Genomic DNA, 21105 nt, shown 5'->3' with positions numbered 1-21105 from the left:
AAGTCGCTGGTCGGAACCAGTGGCAAGTGCTGGGTAAGGAAAGGCAGAACAACGTGTCGGCAGCAGAGACCATTCATGTAGACGGGGTGTGGCGAGCCGCCGCATCCGGCGCCGTACGGGAGGTTCTCGACCCCGCCGATGCCCGGCCGTTCCGTACCGTGGCGGAGGGCGGCGCGGCGGACGCCGACGCCGCGGTCCTGGCAGCGCACCGCGCCTTCGACGGCGGACAGGGCACCTGGCCGCGCACCCCGGTGGCCGAACGCGCCGCCCTGCTCCGCCGGGTCGCCGGACTGCTGCAGCGGGACCGTGAGGAGCTCGCGCTCATCGAGAGCCGCGACACCGGCAAGACCCTGGAAGAGGGCCGGGTGGACGTCGACGACGTCACGAACGCCTTCGGTTACTTCGCCGATCTGGTGACGAACGAGAGCGGCGGCCGGGTCGTGGACGCCGGATCGCCCGATGTGCACAGCGTGGTCGTGCACGAGCCGGTCGGCGTCTGCGCCCTCATCACGCCCTGGAACTACCCCCTGCTGCAGGCCAGCTGGAAGATCGCACCGGCCCTCGCGGCGGGCAACACCTTCGTCGTCAAGCCCAGCGAGGTCACCCCGCTGTCCACCGTGCACCTGGTGAAGCTGCTGGTGGAGGCCGGTCTGCCCGCCGGAGTGGCGAACATCGTCACCGGACCGGGCGTCCCCGTCGGCGCCCGGCTGGCCGAACACCCGCAGGTCGACCTGTTCTCCTTCACCGGCGGACTGGCCAGCGGCACCAGGGCCGCACAGTCCGCGGTCGCCGGGGCGAAGCGGATCGCACTGGAACTGGGCGGCAAGAACCCCAATGTGGTCTTCGCCGACGCCTGCGCCACCGAGGACGGCTTCGACACCGCCGTCGACCAGGCCCTGAACGCCGCCTTCATCCACAGCGGCCAGGTCTGCTCGGCAGGCGCCCGGCTCATCGTCGAGGAGTCCGTCAAGGACCGCTTCGTCACCGAACTCGCCCACCGCGCCGAGAAGATCAGGCTCGGCCGGGGCACCGCCGACGGCGTCGAGTGCGGACCGCTCGTCTCCCAGCAGCAACTCGACAAGGTCGAGGCGTACGTCGCCTCCGCGCTGGCCGAGGGCGCGAAGCTGCGCTGCGGCGGACAGCGCCCGGAACCGTCCGAACTGCGGCCCGCCACCGGCTACTTCTACCTGCCCACCGTCCTGGACGGCTGCCACCGCGAGATGAAGGTCGTCCGTGAGGAGACCTTCGGCCCCATCCTGACCGTGGAGTCCTTCCGCGACGAGGAGGAGGCCGTGGCCCTCGCCAACGACACCGAGTACGGACTGGCGGGCGCCGTCTGGTCGGGCGACACCGCCCGCGCCCGGCGCGTCGCCGCCCGGCTGCGGCACGGCACCGTCTGGATCAACGACTACCACCCCTACCTCCCGCAGGCGGAGTGGGGCGGCTTCGGCAAGTCGGGCATCGGCCGGGAACTGGGCCCCTCGGGCCTCGACGAGTACCGCGAGTCGAAGCACATCTACGAGAACCTGCGGCCCGCACCGGTCCGCTGGTTCGCGGGCTGAGCCCCTCTCTGTTCACCGCGTCACGTCTTCAGCGCGCCAGCACTTCGCAGAAGCAGAAGGAGCCACGCCTCATGCCCTCCGAGATATCCACGCTCACCGCCGACTACGTCGTCGTCGGCGGCGGCACCGCGGGTTCGGTGATCGCCTCCCGGCTCACCGAGGACCCCGGTGTCAGCGTCGTCGTCGTCGAAGGCGGCCCGACCGACATCGACCGCGACGACGTCCTCACCCTCCGGCGCTGGCTCGGCCTGCTGGGCGGCGACCTCGACTACGCGTACCCCACCACCGAGCAGCCGCGCGGCAATTCGCACATCCTGCACAGCCGCGCCCGGGTGCTCGGCGGCTGCTCGTCGCACAACACGCTGATCTCCTTCAAGCCGCTGCCCGGCGACTGGGACGAGTGGTCCGAGCGGGGCGCCGCCGGCTGGGACGCGAAGTCCATGGACCCCTACTTCGACAGGCTCCGCAACAACATCGTCGCCGTGGACGAGGAGGACCGGAACGCCATCGCCCGGGACTTCGTGGCGGCGGCCCAGCAGGCCGCGGACGTCCCGCGGGTCGAGGGGTTCAACAAAGAGCCCTTCCACGAGGGCGTCGGCTTCTTCGACCTCGCCTACCACCCGGAGAACAACAAGCGGTCCTCCGCGTCGGTGGCCTATCTCCACCCGCACATCGAGGCCGGGGACCGCCCCAACCTCCGCATCATGCTGGAGACCTGGGCCCACAAGCTGGAACTGGCGGACAACCGGGTCACCGGCGTGCACGTCCGTACCAAGGACGGTGAGGAGATCCTCCTGCGGGCCGGGCGCGAAGTGCTCGTCTGCGCGGGCGCGGTGGACACGCCGCGGCTGCTGATGCTGTCCGGCATAGGCCCACAGCAGGACCTGGAAGCCCTGGGCATACCCGTCGTGCACGACCTGCCGGGCGTCGGCGAGAACCTCCTCGACCACCCCGAGTCGGTCATCGTCTGGGAGACCGACGGACCCATCCCGGAGAACTCCGCGATGGACTCCGACGCAGGACTCTTCGTACGGCGTGACCCCGGATCCCGCGGGCCCGACCTGATGTTCCACTTCTACCAGATCCCGTTCACCGACAACCCCGAACGTCTCGGCTACGAGAAGCCCGAGCACGGAGTGTCGATGACACCCAACATCCCCAAGCCGCGCAGCCGCGGACGGCTCTACCTCACCAGCTCCGACCCCGAGGCCAAACCGGCCCTCGACTTCCGGTACTTCACCGACGAGGACGACTACGACGGCCGGACACTGGTCGACGGCATCCGCCTCGCCCGCGAGATCGCGAAGACCGAACCGCTGGCCCACTGGCTGAAGCGCGAGGTCTGCCCCGGCCCCGAGGTCACCTCCGACGAGGACCTCAGCGAGTACGCCCGCAAGGTCGCCCACACCGTCTACCACCCGGCGGGCACCTGCCGCATCGGCGCGGCCGACGACGCCCTGGCCGTGGTCGACCCCGAACTGCGGGTCCGCGGCCTGTCGGGCATCCGCATCGCCGACGCGTCGGTCTTCCCGACGATGCCCGCGGTCAACCCGATGATCGGCGTCCTTATGGTGGGCGAGAAGTGCGCCGAACTGCTGGCCGCGGCCCCGAAACCGGGAGGTGACGTCTGATGGCGACCACCGCACCCGCCCCCGCCCCCGAGCCCGCGACGGACCCCCGCGCACTCGTCTTCTCCGTCCGTAACCTGTGGAAGGTCTTCGGACCCAGGGCCGACCGGATCCCCGGCGACGCCTCGCTCACCGGACTGTCCGCCGAGGAACTGCGCGAGCGCACCGGATGCACCGCGGCCGTCCGCGATGTCTCCTTCGACGTCCACGAGGGCGAGGTCTTCGTGGTGATGGGGCTCTCCGGCTCCGGCAAGTCCACCCTGGTCCGCTGCCTGACCCGGCTCATCGAGCCCACCAGCGGCAGCCTCGGCATGGACGGCGAGGACGTCCGGGCCATGGACAAGGCCCAACTGCGCGAACTGCGCAGGCACCGGGCCGCCATGGTCTTCCAGCACTTCGGCCTGCTTCCGCACCGCACGGTCCTGGACAACGTCGGCTACGGGCTGGAGATCCAGGGGGTGGGCCGGGTCGAACGACGTGCCAGAGCAGCCGAGTTCATCCGGAAGGTCGGCCTCACGGGCCTGGAACAGCGACGGCCCAGCGAACTCTCCGGAGGCCAGCAGCAACGCGTCGGCCTCGCCCGCGCCCTGGCCGTGGACCCCGAAGTCCTGCTGTTCGACGAGCCGTTCAGCGCACTGGACCCGCTCATCCGGCGCGACATGCAGGAAGAGGTCGTCCGGCTGCACAAGGAAGAAGGCCGCACCATGGTCTTCATCACCCACGACCTGTCCGAGGCACTGACACTCGGCGACCGCATCGCCCTCATGCGCGACGGAAGGATCGTGCAACTCGGCACCCCCGAGGAGATCGTCGGATCCCCGGCCGACGACTACGTACGGGACTTCGTCCGTGACGTGCCGCGCGAACAGGTCCTCACTGTTCGCCGCGCCATGCGCCCGGCAGTCGGCGCGGAGGGCGACGAGGACGAGAGCCTCGACCCCACCGCGCTCATCAGTGACGCCATCGACGTCGTCGTCCGCGCGGGCCGTCCCGTCCGCGTCGTCCAGGACGGACGCTGCCTGGGCGTCGTGGACCACGCCTGTCTGCTCTCCGTCGTGTCCCGGCTGGACAGGGCGGAGGTGGCCGCCTGATGCGCCCGCATCCGACTCCGGGCACCACCCCCGCCCGTACCGTGCGGCGGAGGCGGGCATGACGGCCACCACCGCCGACTCCGCCGGCACCGGCACCCCGCGGTCCGCGAAGGACGGCGCGGAGCGGCTCCGGGCCGCGCTGCTCCACCGATGGCCGGGCAAACTCCTGGTACTCGCCGTCGTCGCGGCCGTCCTCGTGCCGATCGCGAACGCCCACTGGGGCAGTGGACTGTGGCCCGGCGCGCTGACCGTGGACGTCTCCCGGCCCCTGGGAGATGTCAGCGACTGGATCATCGACAACCGCGACACCCACCCGCTGTTCCTGTACTTCCTCGGCTACCTCAGCAATGCCGTGATCATCGCCGTGCGAGCCGTGTACCTGCTGCTCCTCGCCCTGGGCTGGACCGGCGTCACCGCCGCCGCCACACTCGTGGCCTGGCGGGTCGCCGGACCGCGCATCGCCCTCACCGCGCTGATCTCGTTCCTGGTCAGCGGCCTGCTGGGCATGTGGGTGCCGACCATGCAGACACTCGCGCTGATGGTGGTGGCCGTCGTCGTCTCCGCCGTCGTAGGCGCTGTCCTGGGCCTGGCGGGCGGTCTGTCCGACCGGCTCTTCCGGCTGCTGCGCCCTGTCCTGGACACCATGCAGGTGCTGCCCGCCTTCGCCTATCTGCTGCCGGTGGTCCTCGTCTTCGGCATCGGCGTGCCGGCCGCTCTGCTGGCCACCGTCGTCTACGCGGCCCCGCCGATGGCCCGGCTCACCGCGCTCGGACTGCGCGGCGCCGACGCCGGAGTGCTGGAGGCCGTCACCTCACTGGGCTCCACCGCCCGGCAGCGGCTCATCACCGCGCGGCTGCCGCTGGCCCGCAAGGAAATCCTGCTCGGGCTCAACCAGACCATCATGATGGCGCTCTCGATGGCCGTCATCGCCTCACTCATCGGCGCCGCGGGCCTCGGCGACCGTGTCTACCAGGCCCTGGCCTCCGTGGACGTCGGCGGCGCCCTGGCCGCCGCCGTCCCGATCGTGCTGCTGGCCGTCGTCATGGACCGCACCACCGCCGCCGCGGGCGCCCGGCTGGGCAGCGAACCCAGCGGTCCCCGGGCCGTACGCGGCCGGCGCGGCTGGGCCCTCGCGGTCGCCGTCACGGCCGTCGTGGCGGTCGCGGGCAGGCTGGCCGGATCCGCGCTCTGGCCGAACGGCGCCACGATCGCCATCGCCCGGCCCGTCAACGACTTCAAGGGCTGGATGGTCGACCACCTCTACTCCGGTGTCCCGGTGGTCGGTGGCACCGCCGACTGGGCCGCGCACTTCACGTCCTGGGTCCTGGACCCGCTGCGGGACGGACTGACCGGCCTGCCCTGGTGGGGCGCGCTGCTGATCGTCGCCGCCCTGGCCTGGCTCATCGGCACCTGGCAGACGGCCCTCACCGCGGTGCTCGCGCTCTGCGCCATCGGCGTCCTCGGCATGTGGAAGCCCTCGATGGACACCCTCTCCCAGGTCCTGGCGGCCCTGGCGGTCACCCTCGTCGTCGGCTTCGGCATCGGCGTGCTCGCCGCGGGCAGTCGCCGGACCGAAGCCGTACTGCGGCCCGTCCTCGACGTCATGCAGACCATGCCGCAGTTCGTGTATCTCATCCCGGTCGTCGCGCTCTTCGCCGTGGGCCGCGCACCCGCCGCGGCGGCAGCAGTCGTCTACGCGCTGCCCGCCGTCATCCGCATCACCACCCAGGGTCTGCGACAGGTCGACCCCGCGGCGGTGGAGGCCGCCCGGTCGCTCGGTGCCACCCGCTGGCAGACGCTGCGCCAGGTCCAACTCCCGCTCGCCCGCCCGGCTCTGCTGCTCGCCGTCAACCAGGGCGTGGTCCTGGTGCTCGCCGTGGTCATCATCGGCGGCCTGGTGGGCGGCGGCGCCCTCGGCTACGACGTGGTCACCGGACTGGCGACGGGTGACCTCGCGGTCGGACTCGTCGCGGGCGTGGCCATCGTCTGCCTGGGGCTGATGCTCGACCGCGTCACCCAGCCCACCGAACGCCGTACCAGGAAGGGAGCCTGAGCCATGACCGGTACCCGCATCACAGACAGCCGTCGGACCACGATCGCCGTGACGGCCCTGGCAGTGGGCGCCCTGCTGGTCGCGCTCAGCGGCTGCGGCGCGGCCGACATGACCAAGCAGTCCTCGCCGTTCGCCGCGGCCAAGGGCGCCAAGTCCGTGACGCTCTCGGTGCAGAGCTGGGTCGGGGCCCAGGCGAACGTCGCCGTGGCCACGTACCTGCTCGAACACGAGATGGACTACCGCGTCGACACCGTCCAGGTGGACGAGATCCCCGCCTGGGACGCGCTCAGCCAGGGCCGCGTCGACGCGATCCTGGAGGACTGGGGCCACGCGGACCAGGAGAAGCGGTACGTCGAGGAGAAGAAGACGATCACCGCCGGCGGAGATCTCGGAGTCACCGGCCACATCGGCTGGTTCGTGCCGAAGTACTGGGCGGACGCGCACCCCGACGTCACCGACTGGAAGAACCTCAACAAGTACGCCGGTCAGCTGCGTACGGCGGAGAGCGGCGGCAAGGGCCAGCTGATGGACGGCTCGCCGTCCTACGTCACCAACGACAAGGCGCTGGTGAAGAACCTCAAGCTGAACTTCGATGTGGTCTTCGCCGGGTCGGAGGCCGCGCAGATCACCCAGATCCAGCAGTTCGCCAAGGCGAGGAAGCCCTTCCTCACGTACTGGTACGAGCCGCAGTGGCTGTTCAACGAGGTACCGATGAAGGAGGTCGCACTCCCCGCCTACACCGCGAAGTGCGGGGACAAGGGGGTCGAGGACCCGAAGTCCGTCGACTGCGCCTACCCGTCGACTCCGCTGCAGAAGTACTTCAACACGGAGTTCACCAGGACCGGTGGTGACGCCGCGACGTTCCTGAAGAACTTCAGGTGGACGAAGGACGATCAGAACAAGGTCTCCGCGATGATCGCCTCGCAGGGCCTGACCGCCGACGAGGCGGCCGAGCGCTGGGTGAAGCAGAATCCGGACATCTGGAAGAAGTGGCTCCCCGGCAGGAAGTGAACGTCGGGCCGTACGGGTGAGGATGGAGGTCCGTCCGCAGGCCCCGGACCCGCTTCCCGTTTCGGCAGGGGCGTGCGGCCGGTAACCATCGGACAAGAGCCGATGGCTGCCGTGCCCGTCGAGGAAGAGGCATTCCCGGGCCGCGGGCGGCGGGCGCCACCACCACCCGTACGACGGAGGATCTCCCCATGCTGACGACCGACTACGTCCCGGGCGCACCGAACTGGCTCGATCTCGGGTCCCCGGACACCGACGCCGCTGTCGCCTTCTACACCGCCGTGTTCGGCTGGACCTTCGAGCCCGCGGGTCCGGACGCGGGCGGCTACGGCTTCTTCCAGCGGGACGGCAAGGTGGTCGCGGCCGTCGGCCCGTTGACGGAGAAGGGGGCGGCATCCGCCTGGACCGTCTACTTCCACACGCCGGACGCCGACAGCACCCGCAACGCCGTCGAGCAGGGGGGAGGCAAGGTCCGCGTCCCCCCGACGGACGTCTTCACCGCGGGGCGGATGGCGGCGTTCACGGATCCGACGGGCGGTGAGTTCGGAGTGTGGCAGCCGGGCGAGAACGCTGGCCTTCAGACGGTCATGGAACCCAACTCGCTCTGCTGGACCGAGCTGCACACCACCGACGCGCAGGCGGCGAAGGGCTTCTACCGGTCGGTCTTCTCCTGGCAGTACGAGGACATGCCCATGGGCGACGGAATGGTCTACACCGTCGTGTCCGCGGCGGGCGGCGGCAAGGACGACGACACGTCACAGGGCGGCATCATGGCCCTCCCCAAGGAGAACGTCCGGGCCGGCTCGACATCGGAGTGGCACCCGTACTTCGGGGTCGAGGACTGCGACGCCACCTTCGCGGCGGCCACCGAGCGAGGTGCCACGACCCTGATGCCGCCGAGCAACGCGCCGGGCGTCGGACGGCTGGCGCTGCTGAAGGACCCCGCCGGGGCGGTCTTCGCGCTGATCAAGGGCGACCCGTCGATGACCTGACCGGATACGCGGGGGCAGTCGAGTGCCCCCGCGCGGTCGGCCCGTCGGCTCAGCCCGCGGGAGCCGCGTCGAGCAGATCGAGCGTGCTCTGCTGGCAGCCGTAGTCGGGCGTACCGGCCCACGGCCCGTTCCAGTGCGGCCCGTACATGTCGAGGGCGTTGCGGTCCTTGTCGTGGGCGGCGTTCGCCCACCGGGCCAGCGGCGTGTCGTAGGGGTGGCCGGTCAGCTCGCCGTTCAGTTTGCCGAGACCGCGGACATAGGCGCCCTTGAAGGAGGGGCCGTCACCGGTGCAGTCGTCGGACTCACCGGGCTCGCGCAGCACCCCGTCGGTCTCCAGCCGGGTGGTGGAGGCGTCGGCCAGGGTGCGCGCGGTGTCCAGCAGGGTGTTGTCCCCGGTGGCCCGGTGCAGTTCGGCCAGCCCGCCGAGGATCACGCCCTGGTTGTACGTCCAGGTCTGCTGCCCGTTGTTCGAACAGCCGTCGTCCAGGCCGTCGTTGATCATGTGGTCGGAGTTGATCATGCCGCTCGCGCTGAACCACGACCACTCCTTCTCGGCGCGGTCCAGATAGGCCGAGTCGCCGGGGATGCGGTTGTGCAGTGCGGCGTTGAGCTGGAGGAACAGCTCGTTGGTGATGGCGTTCTTGTAGGTCTTGTTCTCGTTCCAGAGAACACCGCCTCCGCAGGCGCCCGTCCAGTTGGCGAACATGTGGTCGGCATCGGCCCGCGCGGTGTCGAGGTACCGGCTGTCGCCGGTCAGGTCGTACGCGGCCACCCAGGCCAGCCCCCACCACCCGGTGTCGTCGAGATAGTCGTTGGTGAAGTTGCCGCCCTGCGCGTCGATGTTCTTGTCGTAGGTGCTGGAGACGGCGTACGTGTAGCTGGGCATCCCGCTGACGCGGATGTTGTCGATGACCGCCGTCAGTGCGTTGGCGCTCGTCCACCAGCCGTTGCCCCCGAACAGGCCGGAGTTGCGGTCGAAGGACATCATCAGTGCGGTCGCGGCGGCGGTGCTCCTGCTTCCGGCGTTCCAGTCGACACGCGCCCACCCGGTACAGGCGATCTCCGGGCGGTCCCCGGCCTTGCCGCAGGCCCGGAGCGCGCCCACCCCCGCGGTGTTCCAGTCGTCGACGTTGTACATCTGGGAGCGCCAACCCCCCGATCCCTGGGGTGTCCTGGTGTCACCCAGTTTGCTGCCGGAGGCCCAGGTCCGGCCGCCGTCGAAGGAGCGGTCCAGCCAGACCTCGTCCCCGGGGTTGCCGTTGTCGATCGAGGCCCATCCCATGACATCGTTGTCGGAGAGGTGCAGTTGGATGCTGCGCGAGTAGATGGTGGTGTTCACCGGGACCCGGTCGGACGAGGCCGCCGAGGGGTCGCGGGCGTCGCAGTACTTGTTGCAGAGGGCGGACCGGGCGTCGGCGGACGCCACGGACGGGAGCGAACCGAGCAGCAGGCACGACATCACTGCCAACAGTGCGCTGCGTCTACGTGGTGAGGGCATGTGAGCCTTTCCGGGTCGGTGGGCGGACCGGGGCCTCGCGCGACAGGGCGGGGCCGGCGAGGGCGTGCCCGGGACGGAACGGGCGATCAAAATATCAGGAACATGTCAATCTTGGGGGTGCCGGTCCCCGGGCCGGGCGCGGGGCGGGGAGCGGCCGGGCGCCCGGCCGGATCGGACTACCGGCCTCCGGCCACCCGCAGGACGGCCCCCGTGGTGTACGAGGCGTCGTCCGACAGGAGCCACGAGACGGCGCCGGCGATCTCGTCCGGGTTGCCCGCCCGCCCCAGGGGTACGGTCGAGGCCAGTTTGTCGGGGCGCTCGGGGTCTTCGTGGAATTCGGTCCGGACGAGGCCGGGCGCCACGGCGTTCACCCGGATCCCGGCAGCCGCGACCTCCTTCGAGAGGCCGACGGTCAGCGCGTCGACGGCGGCTTTGGCCGCGGCGTAGTGGACGTACTCTCCCGGGCTGCCGAGGGTCGCCGCGGCGGACGAGATGTTCACGACGGCCCCGCCGCCGGTCCGGGTCAGGTCGCGGACGGCCCGGCGGGCGCAGAGCAGGTATCCCATGACGTTGACGTCCAGGGCGTGGCGGATGCCGGCCGCGTCCGCTTCGGCGAGCGGACCGAGCGGACCGCCGACTCCGGCGTTGTTCACCAGGCCGGTGACCGGGCCGAGTTCGGAGGCCGCGGTCTCGAAGATCCGGTCGACCGCGGCCTCGTCGGTGGTGTCGACGCGTACGGTCACGCAACGGCGGCCCGTCTCGCGCACCGAGGCGGCCACGGTCTCGGCCGCTGCGGCGTCGGAGCGGTATCCGAGAGCGACATGGTGACCGTCGTCGGCCAGCCGCCTGCAGATGGCCGCGCCGATGCCGCGGCTGCCGCCTGTGACCACAGTGACCAACTGCCGGCTCATGGGATACCTCTGGCTTTCGTGCGGATGACGTGACGGACCGGGGCCGGCGCGGGGTTCGCGCCGGGGCTTCCACCCTACGGAGCGGCTGTGGACCGCTGTCGGCGGGACGCGGAAGCGCGCCCGGTGCGACTGTGCGGCCTTCTCCCGGTCGCGACGATCGCAGCTCGGTCTGAGCTGAAAATGATCGGTACTGCTCGAAGTGGCGGAGTTTCAATCACCTATTGACGTAGGGCCGTTGGTGCGTTGCACTGATGGCCATCTGATTCGTTGTCATGCACGCGTATCAATGTCAGGAGTCGAAACCATGAGGAGCCGACATCAGTCGCGGCGCCCGAGACGTGTCGCCTTGACGGCGACGGTGGCAGCGGCACTGGTGGGCGCGCTGCTGGCCCCCGCGGCAGAAGCGTCCACGACCGCCACCAGTCCGCAGGGCCACGCGCTGGCGGTGACCCCACCGATGGGCTTCAACAACTGGGCCCGGTTCGGCTGCGGGCCCGACGCCCCCAATCCCGGTGACACCGGCCCCACCGAGAGCCTGATCCTCGGGCAGGCCCGCGCTCTGGTGGACAACGGGCTTGCGGCCAAGGGCTACCGGACCGTCACGGTCGACGACTGCTGGATGACCCACGCACGCGACGCGCAGGGCGCCCTGGTCACCGACACCGGCAAGTTCCCCCGGGGCATGGCCGACCTGGGCCGCCGACTGCACGACATGGGGCTGAAGTTCGGCATCTACGAGGACATCGGCACGTACACCTGCGGTGGTTTCCCCGGCAGTTGGAACCACTTCCAGCAGGACGCCGACCAGTTCGCCGCCTGGGGCGTGGACTACATCAAGCTCGACGGCTGCAACATGCCGTCGGAGGCGGACAGCGCGAGCGGTTACATCAAGGCGTACAAGGACTTCGGCGCCGCGATGAAGGCCAACTCCTCCAAGCGGGACATGGTGTTCTCGGAGTCGTCGCCCGCGTACTTCTCCATCGGCGTCTCCGACCTGTCCGACTGGTACACGGTCATCGACGGAGCCTCGCAGAGCGGGCAGCTGTGGCGCGAGGGCAATGACGTCAAGATGTTGCACATGGGCGGCTCGGCCTGGGACAAGACGTCCAACGGCAGCGGAGTGATGACCCAGTACGGGTACAACTCGCTGCTCGCGCGGTACTCGGGGCCGGGTGACTGGAACGACCCGGACTTCCTGATCACCGGGGACGGGCTGACCGACGCCGAGTCGCGGACCCAGGTGTCGCTCTGGGCGATGATGGCCTCGCCGCTGATCCTCAGCACCGATGTCGCAGCGCTGTCCGCGCCGTCGCTGAAGACCCTCGGCAACAAGGACGTCATCGCGGTCGACCAGGACGGTCTGGGGCGGCAGGCGGGTGTCGTCTCGCGTGACGGCACGGTGGACGTCCTCGCACGGCCGCTCGCCAACGGCGACCGGGCCGTCGCACTCCTCAACCGCGGTACCACCGCGGTCCCCGCGAGCACCACGCTGGCCGGGGTCGGATTCACCGGAAGCCAGTGCCGGGCCAAGGTCAAGGACCTCTGGACGGGCGCCACTTCGACCACCGACGGAACCATCGGCGCCACCCTCGACGCCCACAGCACCGCCGTCTTCCGGGTCACTCCCGGAGCGGGCTGCACCGGTCAGCAGCCCACCGGCCAGCTCACCGGGATCGGCGGCAAGTGCGTCGACGACAGCGGTTCGGGCACCGCGGCCGGCAATCCGGTGGTCCTCCACAACTGCGACGCGGGCACCAACCAGCGGTGGACGCTGCCCGGCGACGGCACGGTGCGCACCCTCGGCCAGTGCCTGGACGCCTCGTACCGGAACGACGACAGCAGGTACACCGGCTACTGGGCGGTACTGGAGCCCTGCGACGGCCGTGCCACCCAGAAGTGGTCCTACCAGCGCAACGGTTTCCTCCAGAACACCGGCCTGACCGGCCTGTGCCTGGACGATTACGCCTCTCTCACCGCCGACGACAACCCGCTCATCGTCGGTGACTGCGGCACCTCCCGGCCGAACCAGCAGAATCAGATCTGGGCCCTGCCCACCTGATCCGCGCCGCACAGGTTAAAGATCGAGCGAGCCGGAAACGGGGCCGGGACGGCGCATCCGCTGTCCCGGCCCTCCGCTGTCCCGGCCCTACGGCGTCGGGGCGTCCGGCGTGAGGCTCCGGACACCGGCACCCGGAGCCGGAGCGAGAGGCGGTTCGTCCCGGTGCGGTGCAGAATGTGAGGCGGCTGCCCGCGGTCGAAAAACGGCGCATCCACCGGAGCGTCGACGAGGCGGACCCGCCGGGAACGGAGCATCGACATGACGCCGATCGTCACCGTCGGCCTGGACAGCACGTCCGAGGCGTTGTCCGCCGCCCACTGGGCGGCCCAGGAAGCAGAGTCGCGCCACGCGACCCTGCGCGTGCTGCACGCGTGGGTACCGGTACCCGAGGACCCGGCCCGGCAGGCCGTGGAGGGCGACCGGAACGACTGGCCCCAGTGGATCGTGGACCGGGCGCGCCGCGTCATCGAGGAGCGCTACCCGGGCCTGTCCGTCATGGAGGACCTGATCGCCGAGGACCCGGCGCACGCGCTGCTGGAAGCCGCCGGGGAGTCGGAGCTGCTGGTCCTCGGCTCGCGGGACATGGCGCCGCTGGCCAGCTACTTCCTCGGCGACATCGGTCTGCACGTGGTGGCACGGGCCGGGTGCCCGACCGTTCTCGTCCGTGCGCGCCGGGACACCGGGCCCGTGGCCCAGGACGGTGACGTGGTGGTGGGGCTGGGTCTGCACGGCCCGTACGACGCCGTGTTCGAGTTCGCCTTCGAGGCCGCGGCCAGACGGGGCGTCGCACTGCGCGCCGTGCACGGCAGAAGCCTCCCGGCACCCGCCTACACCCGTGACGGGATCGACCCCTTCGTGTCGGGTGAGGTCGCCAAGGAAGCCCAGCGGGAACTCACCGAGGCGCTGCGCCCCTGGCGGGCGAAGTTCCCCGGAGTGCGCACGGTCGACCGGGTGCTGATGGAGAGCCCCGCGAGCGCCGTCGTACGGGGCGCCGCGGGCGGCGGACTGCTGGTCGTCGGCCGCCGCAGGAACCGTCCCACCTGGTCGTCCCCGGTGGGACACGTCCTGTCGGCAGCCGTGCACCACGCGCCCTGCCCGGTGGCGGTCGTCCCGCACGGATGAGCCGGTACGGGCGCCCGGCCGTTCCGGCCCGGTGGCCCGGACGGTCCCGGCGGGTCGCGGGCGCCGCCCGCTCGGCGTAAGGCTGGCAAGGACATCCACCGCAGCGGAGGAATGCCATGGGCGACACCGGCACGGAAGCACGCGCATCGGTCGGCGACGAGGAGCTGGCCTCGCTGATCGCCCACTGGCGCGCCGCGAACTACCTGGCGGTCGGCCAGATCTACCTCATGAGCAATCCGCTGCTCACCGAGGAGCTGCGGCCCGAACACATCAAACCCCGCCTGCTCGGTCACTGGGGCACTTCTCCCGGGCTGAACCTGGTCCACACCCACCTCAACCGTGTCGTCAAGGCGCGCGGACAGGACGCGGTCTGCGTCTGGGGTCCCGGACACGGCGGCCCGGCCGTGCTGGCCAACTCCTGGCTGGAGGGCAGCTACTCCGAGACGTATCCGGACATCGGCCGGGACAGCGACGGCATGGCCCGGCTCTTCCGCCAGTTCTCCTTCCCCGGAGGAGTCCCCAGCCATGTCGCACCCGAGACACCGGGATCGATCCACGAGGGCGGCGAGCTGGGCTACTCCCTCTCCCACGCCTACGGAGCCGCGCTCGACCATCCGGACCTGCTGGTCGCGTGTGTGATCGGTGACGGCGAGGCGGAGACCGGCCCGCTCGCCGCGTCCTGGCACTCCAACAAGTTCCTCGACCCGGTGCACGACGGCGCCGTGCTGCCGATCCTGCACCTCAACGGCTACAAGATCGCCAATCCGACCGTGCTCGCCCGCGTCCCCGAGGCGGAACTGGACGAGCTGCTCCGCGGCTACGGCCACGACGTACTCCATGTCACCGGCGACGACCCCGAATCGGTCCACCGTGCCATGGCCGCGGCCATGGACACCGCGCTGGACCGCATCGCACGGATCCAGCGCGCCGCCCGGGAGGCCGGGGCCACCGTGCGTCCGCGCTGGCCCATGATCGTCCTGAGCACGCCCAAGGGCTGGACCGGGCCGGTGAGCGTCGACGGGCTGCCGGTCGAAGGCACCTGGCGCGCCCACCAGGTGCCGCTGCCGAACGTACGCGAAAACCCGCAACACCTCCGGCAGTTGGAGGACTGGCTGCGTTCGTACCGGCCCGCGGAACTGTTCGACGACAACGGCAGCCCCCGCCCGCAGGTCCTGGCCTGCGTCCCTGACGGCGCCCGTCGGCTCGGCGCCACCCCGTACGCCAACGGCGGACTGCTGCTCCGCCGGCTCCCCGTGCCGCCCCTGGACGGGTACGCCGTGCGGGTCGACCGGCCGGGCGCGACCTCCCACGAACCGACCCGGGTCCTGGGGGAGTTGCTGGAAGCGGTCATGGACGCCACGAAGGAGCGCCGCGACTTCCGTGTCGTCGGCCCGGACGAGACGGCCTCCAACCGGCTCCAGGCCCTGTACGGGGCCACCGGAAAGGCCTGGCAGGCCCGGACCCGCGACGTCGACGAAAACCTCGACCGGCACGGCCGCGTCATGGAGATCCTGTCCGAACACACCTGCCAGGGCTGGCTGGAGGGCTATCTCCTCACCGGCAGGCACGGGCTCTTCTCCTGCTACGAAGCCTTCGTGCACATCGTCGACTCCATGGTGAACCAGCACATCAAGTGGCTGAAGGTGTCCCGCACGCTGCCCTGGCGCCGCCCGATCGCCTCCCTCAACTACCTGCTCACCTCGCACGTATGGCGCCAGGACCACAACGGCTTCTCCCACCAGGACCCCGGCTTCGTCGACCACGTGCTCAACAAGGCGCCCGAGGTCGTACGGGTGTACCTGCCGCCGGACACCAACACGCTGCTCTCGGTGGCCGAACACGTCCTGCACAGCCGTGACTACGTCAATGTGGTCATCGCCGGGAAGCAGCCGACCTTCGACTGGCTCACGCTGGACGAGGCACGGGCCCACTGCGCGCGGGGGGCGGGCGTCTGGGAGTGGGCCGGTACCGAGCGGGAGGGCGAGGAACCCGATGTCGTGCTGGCCTGCGCGGGTGACGTCCCGACCCAGGAGGTGCTGGCAGCCGCCCTGTTGCTCCGCCGTCATCTGCCGCAGCTCGCCGTCCGCGTCGTCAATGTCGTCGACCTCGCCCGGCTGCTCCCCGAGTCGGAGCACCCGCACGGACTGTCCGCCAGGCAGTACGACGCGCTGTTCACCCGCGACAAGCCGGTGATCTTCGCCTACCACGGCTACCCGTGGCTCATCCACCGCCTCGCCTACCGCCAGGCCGGACACCGGAACCTGCACGTGCGGGGGTACAAGGAATCGGGGACGACCACCACGCCCTTCGACATGGTGGTACGCAACGACCTGGACCGCTACCGGCTCGTTCTGGACGTCATCGACCGGGTGCCGGGCCTCGCGGTCCGCGCGACGCACACCCGGCAGGTGATGGAGGACGCCCGGCTGCGGCACCACTCCTGGATCCGGGAACACGGCACCGACCTGCCCGAGGTGGCCGACTGGACCTGGCAGCCGCTGCCTCTGGAGACCTGAGGTGTGTTCCGGCGGCACTTCTCACGGCGCGGCCCGCAAGCTGTAACTGCCGGAGAGCCGGGGGCCGGACGGGTGCGCCGTCGCCTCCCGCGTCCCAAGGTGACCGAAGGACCGAAGAGTGGCTGAAAAGCGCTCTGGGGATATGCAAGGCGACTATACGATCTCGCTAAGCCGTCCGGTAGACGGACAGATGAGCCGTAGTGCGGGGTGAAAGCTTGTCAGAGTGCCGACGGGGCAGGCCCGTACCAGGTCTGTTCCTGATGGATGCGTCGGCGCCGTAGCGTTGTAGTGCCCCCGTGGGGGCCGTTGTTCTCCCCAACTGAGCAGCGGTTCCCAGCCAATTCGAAGCCGATTCAAAGGTTCTTCATGGCCCGTTCCTCCGCGTCCGTACCCCCACCACGCCGGACGCAGTACCTCTGGCCGACGGCTCTGGTCCTCACGTTCCTCGTGTTCGCGGCGCCGCTGGTGTCCGGCACGACCAGCGGTCCCCTAGCCGTCGTGATCTACGTAGTGGTCGCCCTGTCGGATCTCGCGCTCCTGGTCGGACTGCGCGGGCAGTTCAGAAAGGCCCGGTCCGAGGCGGCGAGCCATCTGCGCGACGCCGGGGAGCGCGCGGACGACACGGCCCGCCTCGACGCCGAATGGCGCCGCAGGTCCCAGCAGCAGAACAGCCTGATCCAGGCCGAGGTCGAGCACGTCGTCAAGGAGCGGCTGCCCGCCGCGCTCGACGGCAGGCAGGACCCGGGCCCGCTGTCCGGCGGGTGGCCGCTGGACGAGACCGTGGCCGGACTCCTGGACCGGCTGCTGGCCGAGGTGCACGAAGCCGTCGAACACCGCGAGGAGTCGCAGCGACTGGCCCTGGTCGAACTGGCCAGCCGCGTCCAGACGTCGGCCCACCGGATCCAGGCCGCCGTGACGGGGCTGGCGGACCGGTATCCGACCGACGCCGAACTGCTCGAATCCACCATGCAGGTGGACCACGCGGCCACCCAGCAGGCCCGGCACGCCCAGAGCCTCAAGGTGCTGTGCGGTGAGTGGCCCGGCCAGCAGTGGCAGAAGCCGCTGGCCCTGGTGGACGCGGTACGGGCCGCCTCCGGACGGATCGTCGCGTACACCCGCATCGAGGTGTCCGGCGACCCGGACGTGGGCATCGCCGCACCCGTCGTCGAGCCGCTGATCCATCTGATGGCGGAGCTGCTCGCCAATGCGACCGAGTACTCCCCGCCGAGCACCGCGGTCCCGGTGACGGTGCGGACCGTGCAGCGCGGCGCCGTCATCGAGGTGGACGACGGCGGCCTGGGTCTGGACGAGTACCGGCTCGCCGAAGCACGCGAAGTCGCCTCGGGCCGCAGGCTGCTGGGTGTCGGTGACGTCGGTGAGATTCCGCAGACCGGCTTCGCGGTGGTCGGCCGGTTCGCCCAACGCCACGGCTTCCACGTCGACTTGGGCCCCTCACCCTACGGAGGTGTTCGCGGCGTCGTACTGATCCCCACGGACGTCCTGGAGACGATCGCCCCGGCCGGCAGCTCCGCCGACCGCTCCCTCGTCGTACCGCCGCCCGCATCACCGCCCGGGGCCACGGCAGGAACGACGGAGGGAGCAGGCCCGGCGCCGACCGTACCGGGTCAGGCCTCCCGTACACCGGCGACGGTGTACGGCGAGGAGCACGCCCCCCGGCCCGCCCCGGACACCACCGCCCCCGGGCCCGGGGCGGACGACGCCCCCGGCCACGCCCGGCACGCCGCGCCGGACCCTTCGCGGGCCGGCCGGCTCCCGCGCCGGCGTTCGCGCCGCGACGAGTTCCGTCCCGGGACCGGAACGGCCGGAGAAACCGCTGCCCCCGCCATGTCGTCGGCGACACCCGACGAGGCGGGTGACTGGATGGAGGCCTTCTTCGAAGGCGGCCGTTCGGTGCCCGACCCACGCTCCGGACCGCACGTCGGCGAGGACGGATCTTCCCCCCACACCCCCGATTCCATAGAAGGACAGGCGTGAGCATGAGTTACGTGGAGAACCCGGAGCAGCGAGGCTGGATGATCTCGGAGGTCGCCGCCGTGCCGGGCGTGCGACAGGCGATCGTCTTCAGCGCCGACGGCCTGCTTCTGGTCAGCTCCGAGGGCATGGACCGGGACTCCGCCGACCGGCTGTCGGCGAACTGCTCGGGTCTGCAGTCCCTGGGCCGCAGCCTCGGCCGGGAGTTCGGGGAGGAGGGCGGCGCCGTGCACCAGCAGATGGTCGAGTTCAACGGCGGCTTCCTGTTCATGCGCAGCGCCGACAACGTCCATCTCGCCGTGGTGACCGGCCCGGTGGTGGACCCGAAGCTCGTCGCCCGGCAGATGCAGGCCCAGGTGATGAGAATCGGCGCCGCCAACCTGAGCAGCCCGCCGAGGCCGGGCTCCGTTCTGTGAGCGACCCGGAGGGGGAGTACGCGGACCGGGCGTTACGTCCCTATGTGATCAGCAAGGGGCGTTCCCGTCCCACCCGTAACACCATCGGTATCGAGACACTTCTCATCGCCGTCGACCCTCCACGCGACCTGCCCGTCTCCGCCACCCGGGAAGAACGCGCCCTCATGCGGATGTGCCGGCGGCTGCTCTCCCTGGTGGAGGCGGCCGCCCACCTCCAACTGCCGGTCAGCCTGGTCAAGGTGCTGGTGTCCGATCTCGTCGACAGCGGTCATCTGTCGGCGCGCTCCGGTGTCCCACAGGCCGTTCCGCCCGACAGACAACTGCTCCAGGAGGTACTCGATGGTCTCCGCCGACTCCGCTGACCGCTATTTGGCCAACACCGTCCAGCAGGCCGTCAAGATCCTCGTCGTCGGCGCCTTCGGCGTCGGGAAGACCACCCTGGTCGGATCGGTCAGTGAGATCGAACCGCTGCGCACCGAGGAGGTGATGACCCAGGCGAGCATCGGGGTGGACGACCTCGCCGGAATGGGAACGAAGACCACCACGACCGTCGCGATGGACTTCGGACGGATCACCGTCACCTCCCGGCTGGTCCTCTATCTTTTCGGGACCCCCGGCCAGCGCCGGTTCTGGGACCTGTGGGAGGGACTGGCCGAAGGGGCCATCGGGGTGCTCGTGCTCGTCGACACCCGCAGGATCGAGGACAGCTTCGACGTACTGGAGCAACTGGAGATCCGCGGGCTGCCGTTCGCCGTCGCGGTCAACCAGTTCCCCGACAGCGAGTACTACTCCACCGAAGAGCTGCGGACGGCCCTCGATCTGCTGCCGGACACCCCCGTGGTGATCTGCGACGCACGCGAGCGGACCTCCTCACTCGACGCCCTGATCAGCCTGGTCCACTACGTGATGAGCGCCGACACGGCGCGTGTGACGGAGAACGTCTGATGAGCCACCCCCTTCCTCCGGCGACGTGTCCGGCACACGGCCTCACGACCGGCCTGCTCCCGCTGGCCGAAGCGGTCGGCTCCAAGGATCCACAGGGTGCCTACCGCCGGCTGCGTGAGCAGTGGGGGAGCGTCGCCAAGGTGGAACTGGAGCCCGGCGTCCCCGCCTGGCTCGTCATGGGCTACCGCGAGTTGCTGACGATCACCCGCCAGGAACAGGTCTACTCCCGGGACGCCCGGAACTGGCGCGACCTCGACGACGGTGTGGTCTCGCCGGACTCGGGCCTGCTCCCGATGATGGCCTGGCGGGCCAATGTCATCGGGGCCGACGGCCCCGAACACCGCAGACTGCGCCAGCCGCTCGACGACGGAGTCGCCCGGATCGACCAGCGCAGAACACGGCGCCAGGTCGAGGCCATGTGCGCCAAACTCATCGGCGAGTTCTCCGGGCGCGGCCACGCGGACCTGGTGAACGAGTACGCCACGATCATCCCGATGCTCTCCCTGGCCTCCCTGTTCGGACTGGACAGCGGTGAAGGACGCGAACTGCTGCGCGCGCTCATCGCGCTGTTCGGCAGCGCCGACGACTCACAGGTCGGCAACCGTCACTTCGAGGAGATCCTCGCGGACACCCTGCGGGCCCGCCGTGACGAGCCGAAGGACGATCTGACGACCGCTCTGCTCCGTCACCCGAACCTGCGGGACGAGGCCGAACACCTCCAGTCGATGGTGGTGATGATCTCCGCGGGCAACGAGACGGTCACCGCCTGGATCTCCCACACCCTGCGGCTGATGCTCACCGATCCGCGCTTCGCGGCCCGGATGCACGGTGGCCGGCTGGGAGTGGACGACGCGCTGGACGAGGCGCTGTGGCGTGACCCGCCGATGAACAACATGCCGGCCCGCTACGCGCTGCGCGACACCGAGCTCGGCGGCCAGCAGATCAGACGCGGCGACGTCCTCATCCTCGGGATCGGAGCGGCCAACGACGACCCCGCGGTCCGGTCGGCCACCGGCGGCGTGGAGCCCGGCAACCGCGCGCATCTGGCGTTCTCCTCAGGTGCGCACGTATGCCCCGCGCAGGTACCCGCCCGGTTGATCACCCGTACCGCGGTCAACACCGTGCTGCACCTGCTGCCCGACATGCGGCTCAGCATCCCCGCCGAGGACGTGGCCTGGCGCCCCTCGCCCTGGACACGCGTCCCCGTCTCGCTGCCCGTCGACTTCTCCGCGCAGTACGGAGCGGTTGCCGAGGCAGGCGCCGAGACATCCCAGTGACCGGACACCCATCCCTCGCGTCAGCTTGGAGAGAC

General features: G+C 70.5%; 16 protein-coding genes. 14 read left to right on the top strand and 2 right to left on the bottom strand.

What is annotated here, in order from left to right:
* Positions 1-53 precede the first annotated feature (53 nt).
* From NBY69_RS09860 to NBY69_RS09835, 6 genes are all read left to right on the top strand, one after another.
* Positions 54-1562: an aldehyde dehydrogenase family protein gene (locus tag NBY69_RS09860; protein WP_250299999.1), complete on the top strand. Its 1509-nt coding sequence runs from the start codon at positions 54-56 to the stop codon at positions 1560-1562.
* Positions 1563-1633: 71 nt separating this feature from the next.
* Complete coding sequence (locus NBY69_RS09855; RefSeq protein ID WP_250299998.1) at positions 1634-3193, top strand: GMC family oxidoreductase; 1560 nt, start codon at positions 1634-1636, stop codon at positions 3191-3193.
* Positions 3193-4281, top strand: a complete 1089-nt coding sequence (locus NBY69_RS09850) for a glycine betaine/L-proline ABC transporter ATP-binding protein (protein WP_250299996.1) — start codon at positions 3193-3195, stop codon at positions 4279-4281. Before NBY69_RS09855 ends, NBY69_RS09850 begins: the two co-directional genes overlap by 1 nt.
* 58 nt (positions 4282-4339) lie before the next feature.
* Entirely contained in the window at positions 4340-6334 is a 1995-nt protein-coding gene (locus NBY69_RS09845; protein ID WP_250299993.1) for a proline/glycine betaine ABC transporter permease, read from the top strand.
* A gap of 3 nt (positions 6335-6337) precedes the next feature.
* The gene (locus NBY69_RS09840) at positions 6338-7345 is read left to right on the top strand and encodes an ABC transporter substrate-binding protein (RefSeq protein ID WP_250299990.1); all 1008 of its coding nucleotides are present in this window, start codon (positions 6338-6340) and stop codon (positions 7343-7345) included.
* Positions 7346-7533: 188 nt separating this feature from the next.
* A complete protein-coding gene (locus NBY69_RS09835) occupies positions 7534-8334 on the top strand; it encodes a VOC family protein (protein ID WP_250299986.1) in 801 nt (266 codons plus the stop codon).
* A gap of 49 nt (positions 8335-8383) precedes the next feature.
* Here NBY69_RS09835 and NBY69_RS09830 read toward each other — a convergent pair whose 3' ends face one another.
* Positions 8384-9832, bottom strand: a complete 1449-nt coding sequence (locus NBY69_RS09830) for a glycoside hydrolase family 76 protein (protein WP_250299982.1) — start codon at positions 9830-9832, stop codon at positions 8384-8386.
* A 176-nt stretch (positions 9833-10008) separates the two neighbouring features.
* Positions 10009-10743, bottom strand: a complete 735-nt coding sequence (locus tag NBY69_RS09825) for an SDR family NAD(P)-dependent oxidoreductase (protein ID WP_250299976.1) — start codon at positions 10741-10743, stop codon at positions 10009-10011.
* Between the two features lie 304 nt (positions 10744-11047).
* On the opposite strand from NBY69_RS09825, the gene NBY69_RS09820 reads away from it, so the two are divergent.
* From NBY69_RS09820 to NBY69_RS09785, 8 genes are all read left to right on the top strand, one after another.
* Positions 11048-12802: a ricin-type beta-trefoil lectin domain protein gene (locus NBY69_RS09820; protein WP_250299973.1), complete on the top strand. Its 1755-nt coding sequence runs from the start codon at positions 11048-11050 to the stop codon at positions 12800-12802.
* A 258-nt stretch (positions 12803-13060) separates the two neighbouring features.
* Entirely contained in the window at positions 13061-13924 is an 864-nt protein-coding gene (locus tag NBY69_RS09815; protein ID WP_250299968.1) for a universal stress protein, read from the top strand.
* 116 nt (positions 13925-14040) lie between these two features.
* Positions 14041-16440: a phosphoketolase gene (locus tag NBY69_RS09810; protein WP_250299964.1), complete on the top strand. Its 2400-nt coding sequence runs from the start codon at positions 14041-14043 to the stop codon at positions 16438-16440.
* 366 nt (positions 16441-16806) lie between these two features.
* Positions 16807-18435, top strand: a complete 1629-nt coding sequence (locus tag NBY69_RS09805; RefSeq protein WP_250299961.1) for an ATP-binding protein — start codon at positions 16807-16809, stop codon at positions 18433-18435.
* Between the two features lie 2 nt (positions 18436-18437).
* Positions 18438-18848: a roadblock/LC7 domain-containing protein gene (locus tag NBY69_RS09800; protein ID WP_250299957.1), complete on the top strand. Its 411-nt coding sequence runs from the start codon at positions 18438-18440 to the stop codon at positions 18846-18848.
* Positions 18845-19210, top strand: coding sequence for a DUF742 domain-containing protein (locus tag NBY69_RS09795; protein ID WP_250299952.1), 366 nt, complete (start codon positions 18845-18847; stop codon positions 19208-19210). The genes NBY69_RS09800 and NBY69_RS09795 overlap by 4 nt, the downstream gene beginning before the upstream one ends.
* A complete protein-coding gene (locus tag NBY69_RS09790) occupies positions 19188-19793 on the top strand; it encodes an ATP/GTP-binding protein (RefSeq protein WP_250299946.1) in 606 nt (201 codons plus the stop codon). Before NBY69_RS09795 ends, NBY69_RS09790 begins: the two co-directional genes overlap by 23 nt.
* Complete coding sequence (locus tag NBY69_RS09785) at positions 19793-21070, top strand: cytochrome P450 (RefSeq protein WP_250299942.1); 1278 nt, start codon at positions 19793-19795, stop codon at positions 21068-21070. The genes NBY69_RS09790 and NBY69_RS09785 overlap by 1 nt, the downstream gene beginning before the upstream one ends.
* The last annotated feature ends 35 nt before the right edge of the window (positions 21071-21105 follow it).

It is taken from the genome of Streptomyces sp. A 4/2 (assembly GCF_940670765.1).
Taxonomy (GTDB): domain Bacteria; phylum Actinomycetota; class Actinomycetes; order Streptomycetales; family Streptomycetaceae; genus Streptomyces.
The sequence above is the reverse complement of the archived record's forward strand: the minus strand, read 5'-3'. Positions and strand labels throughout refer to the sequence as shown.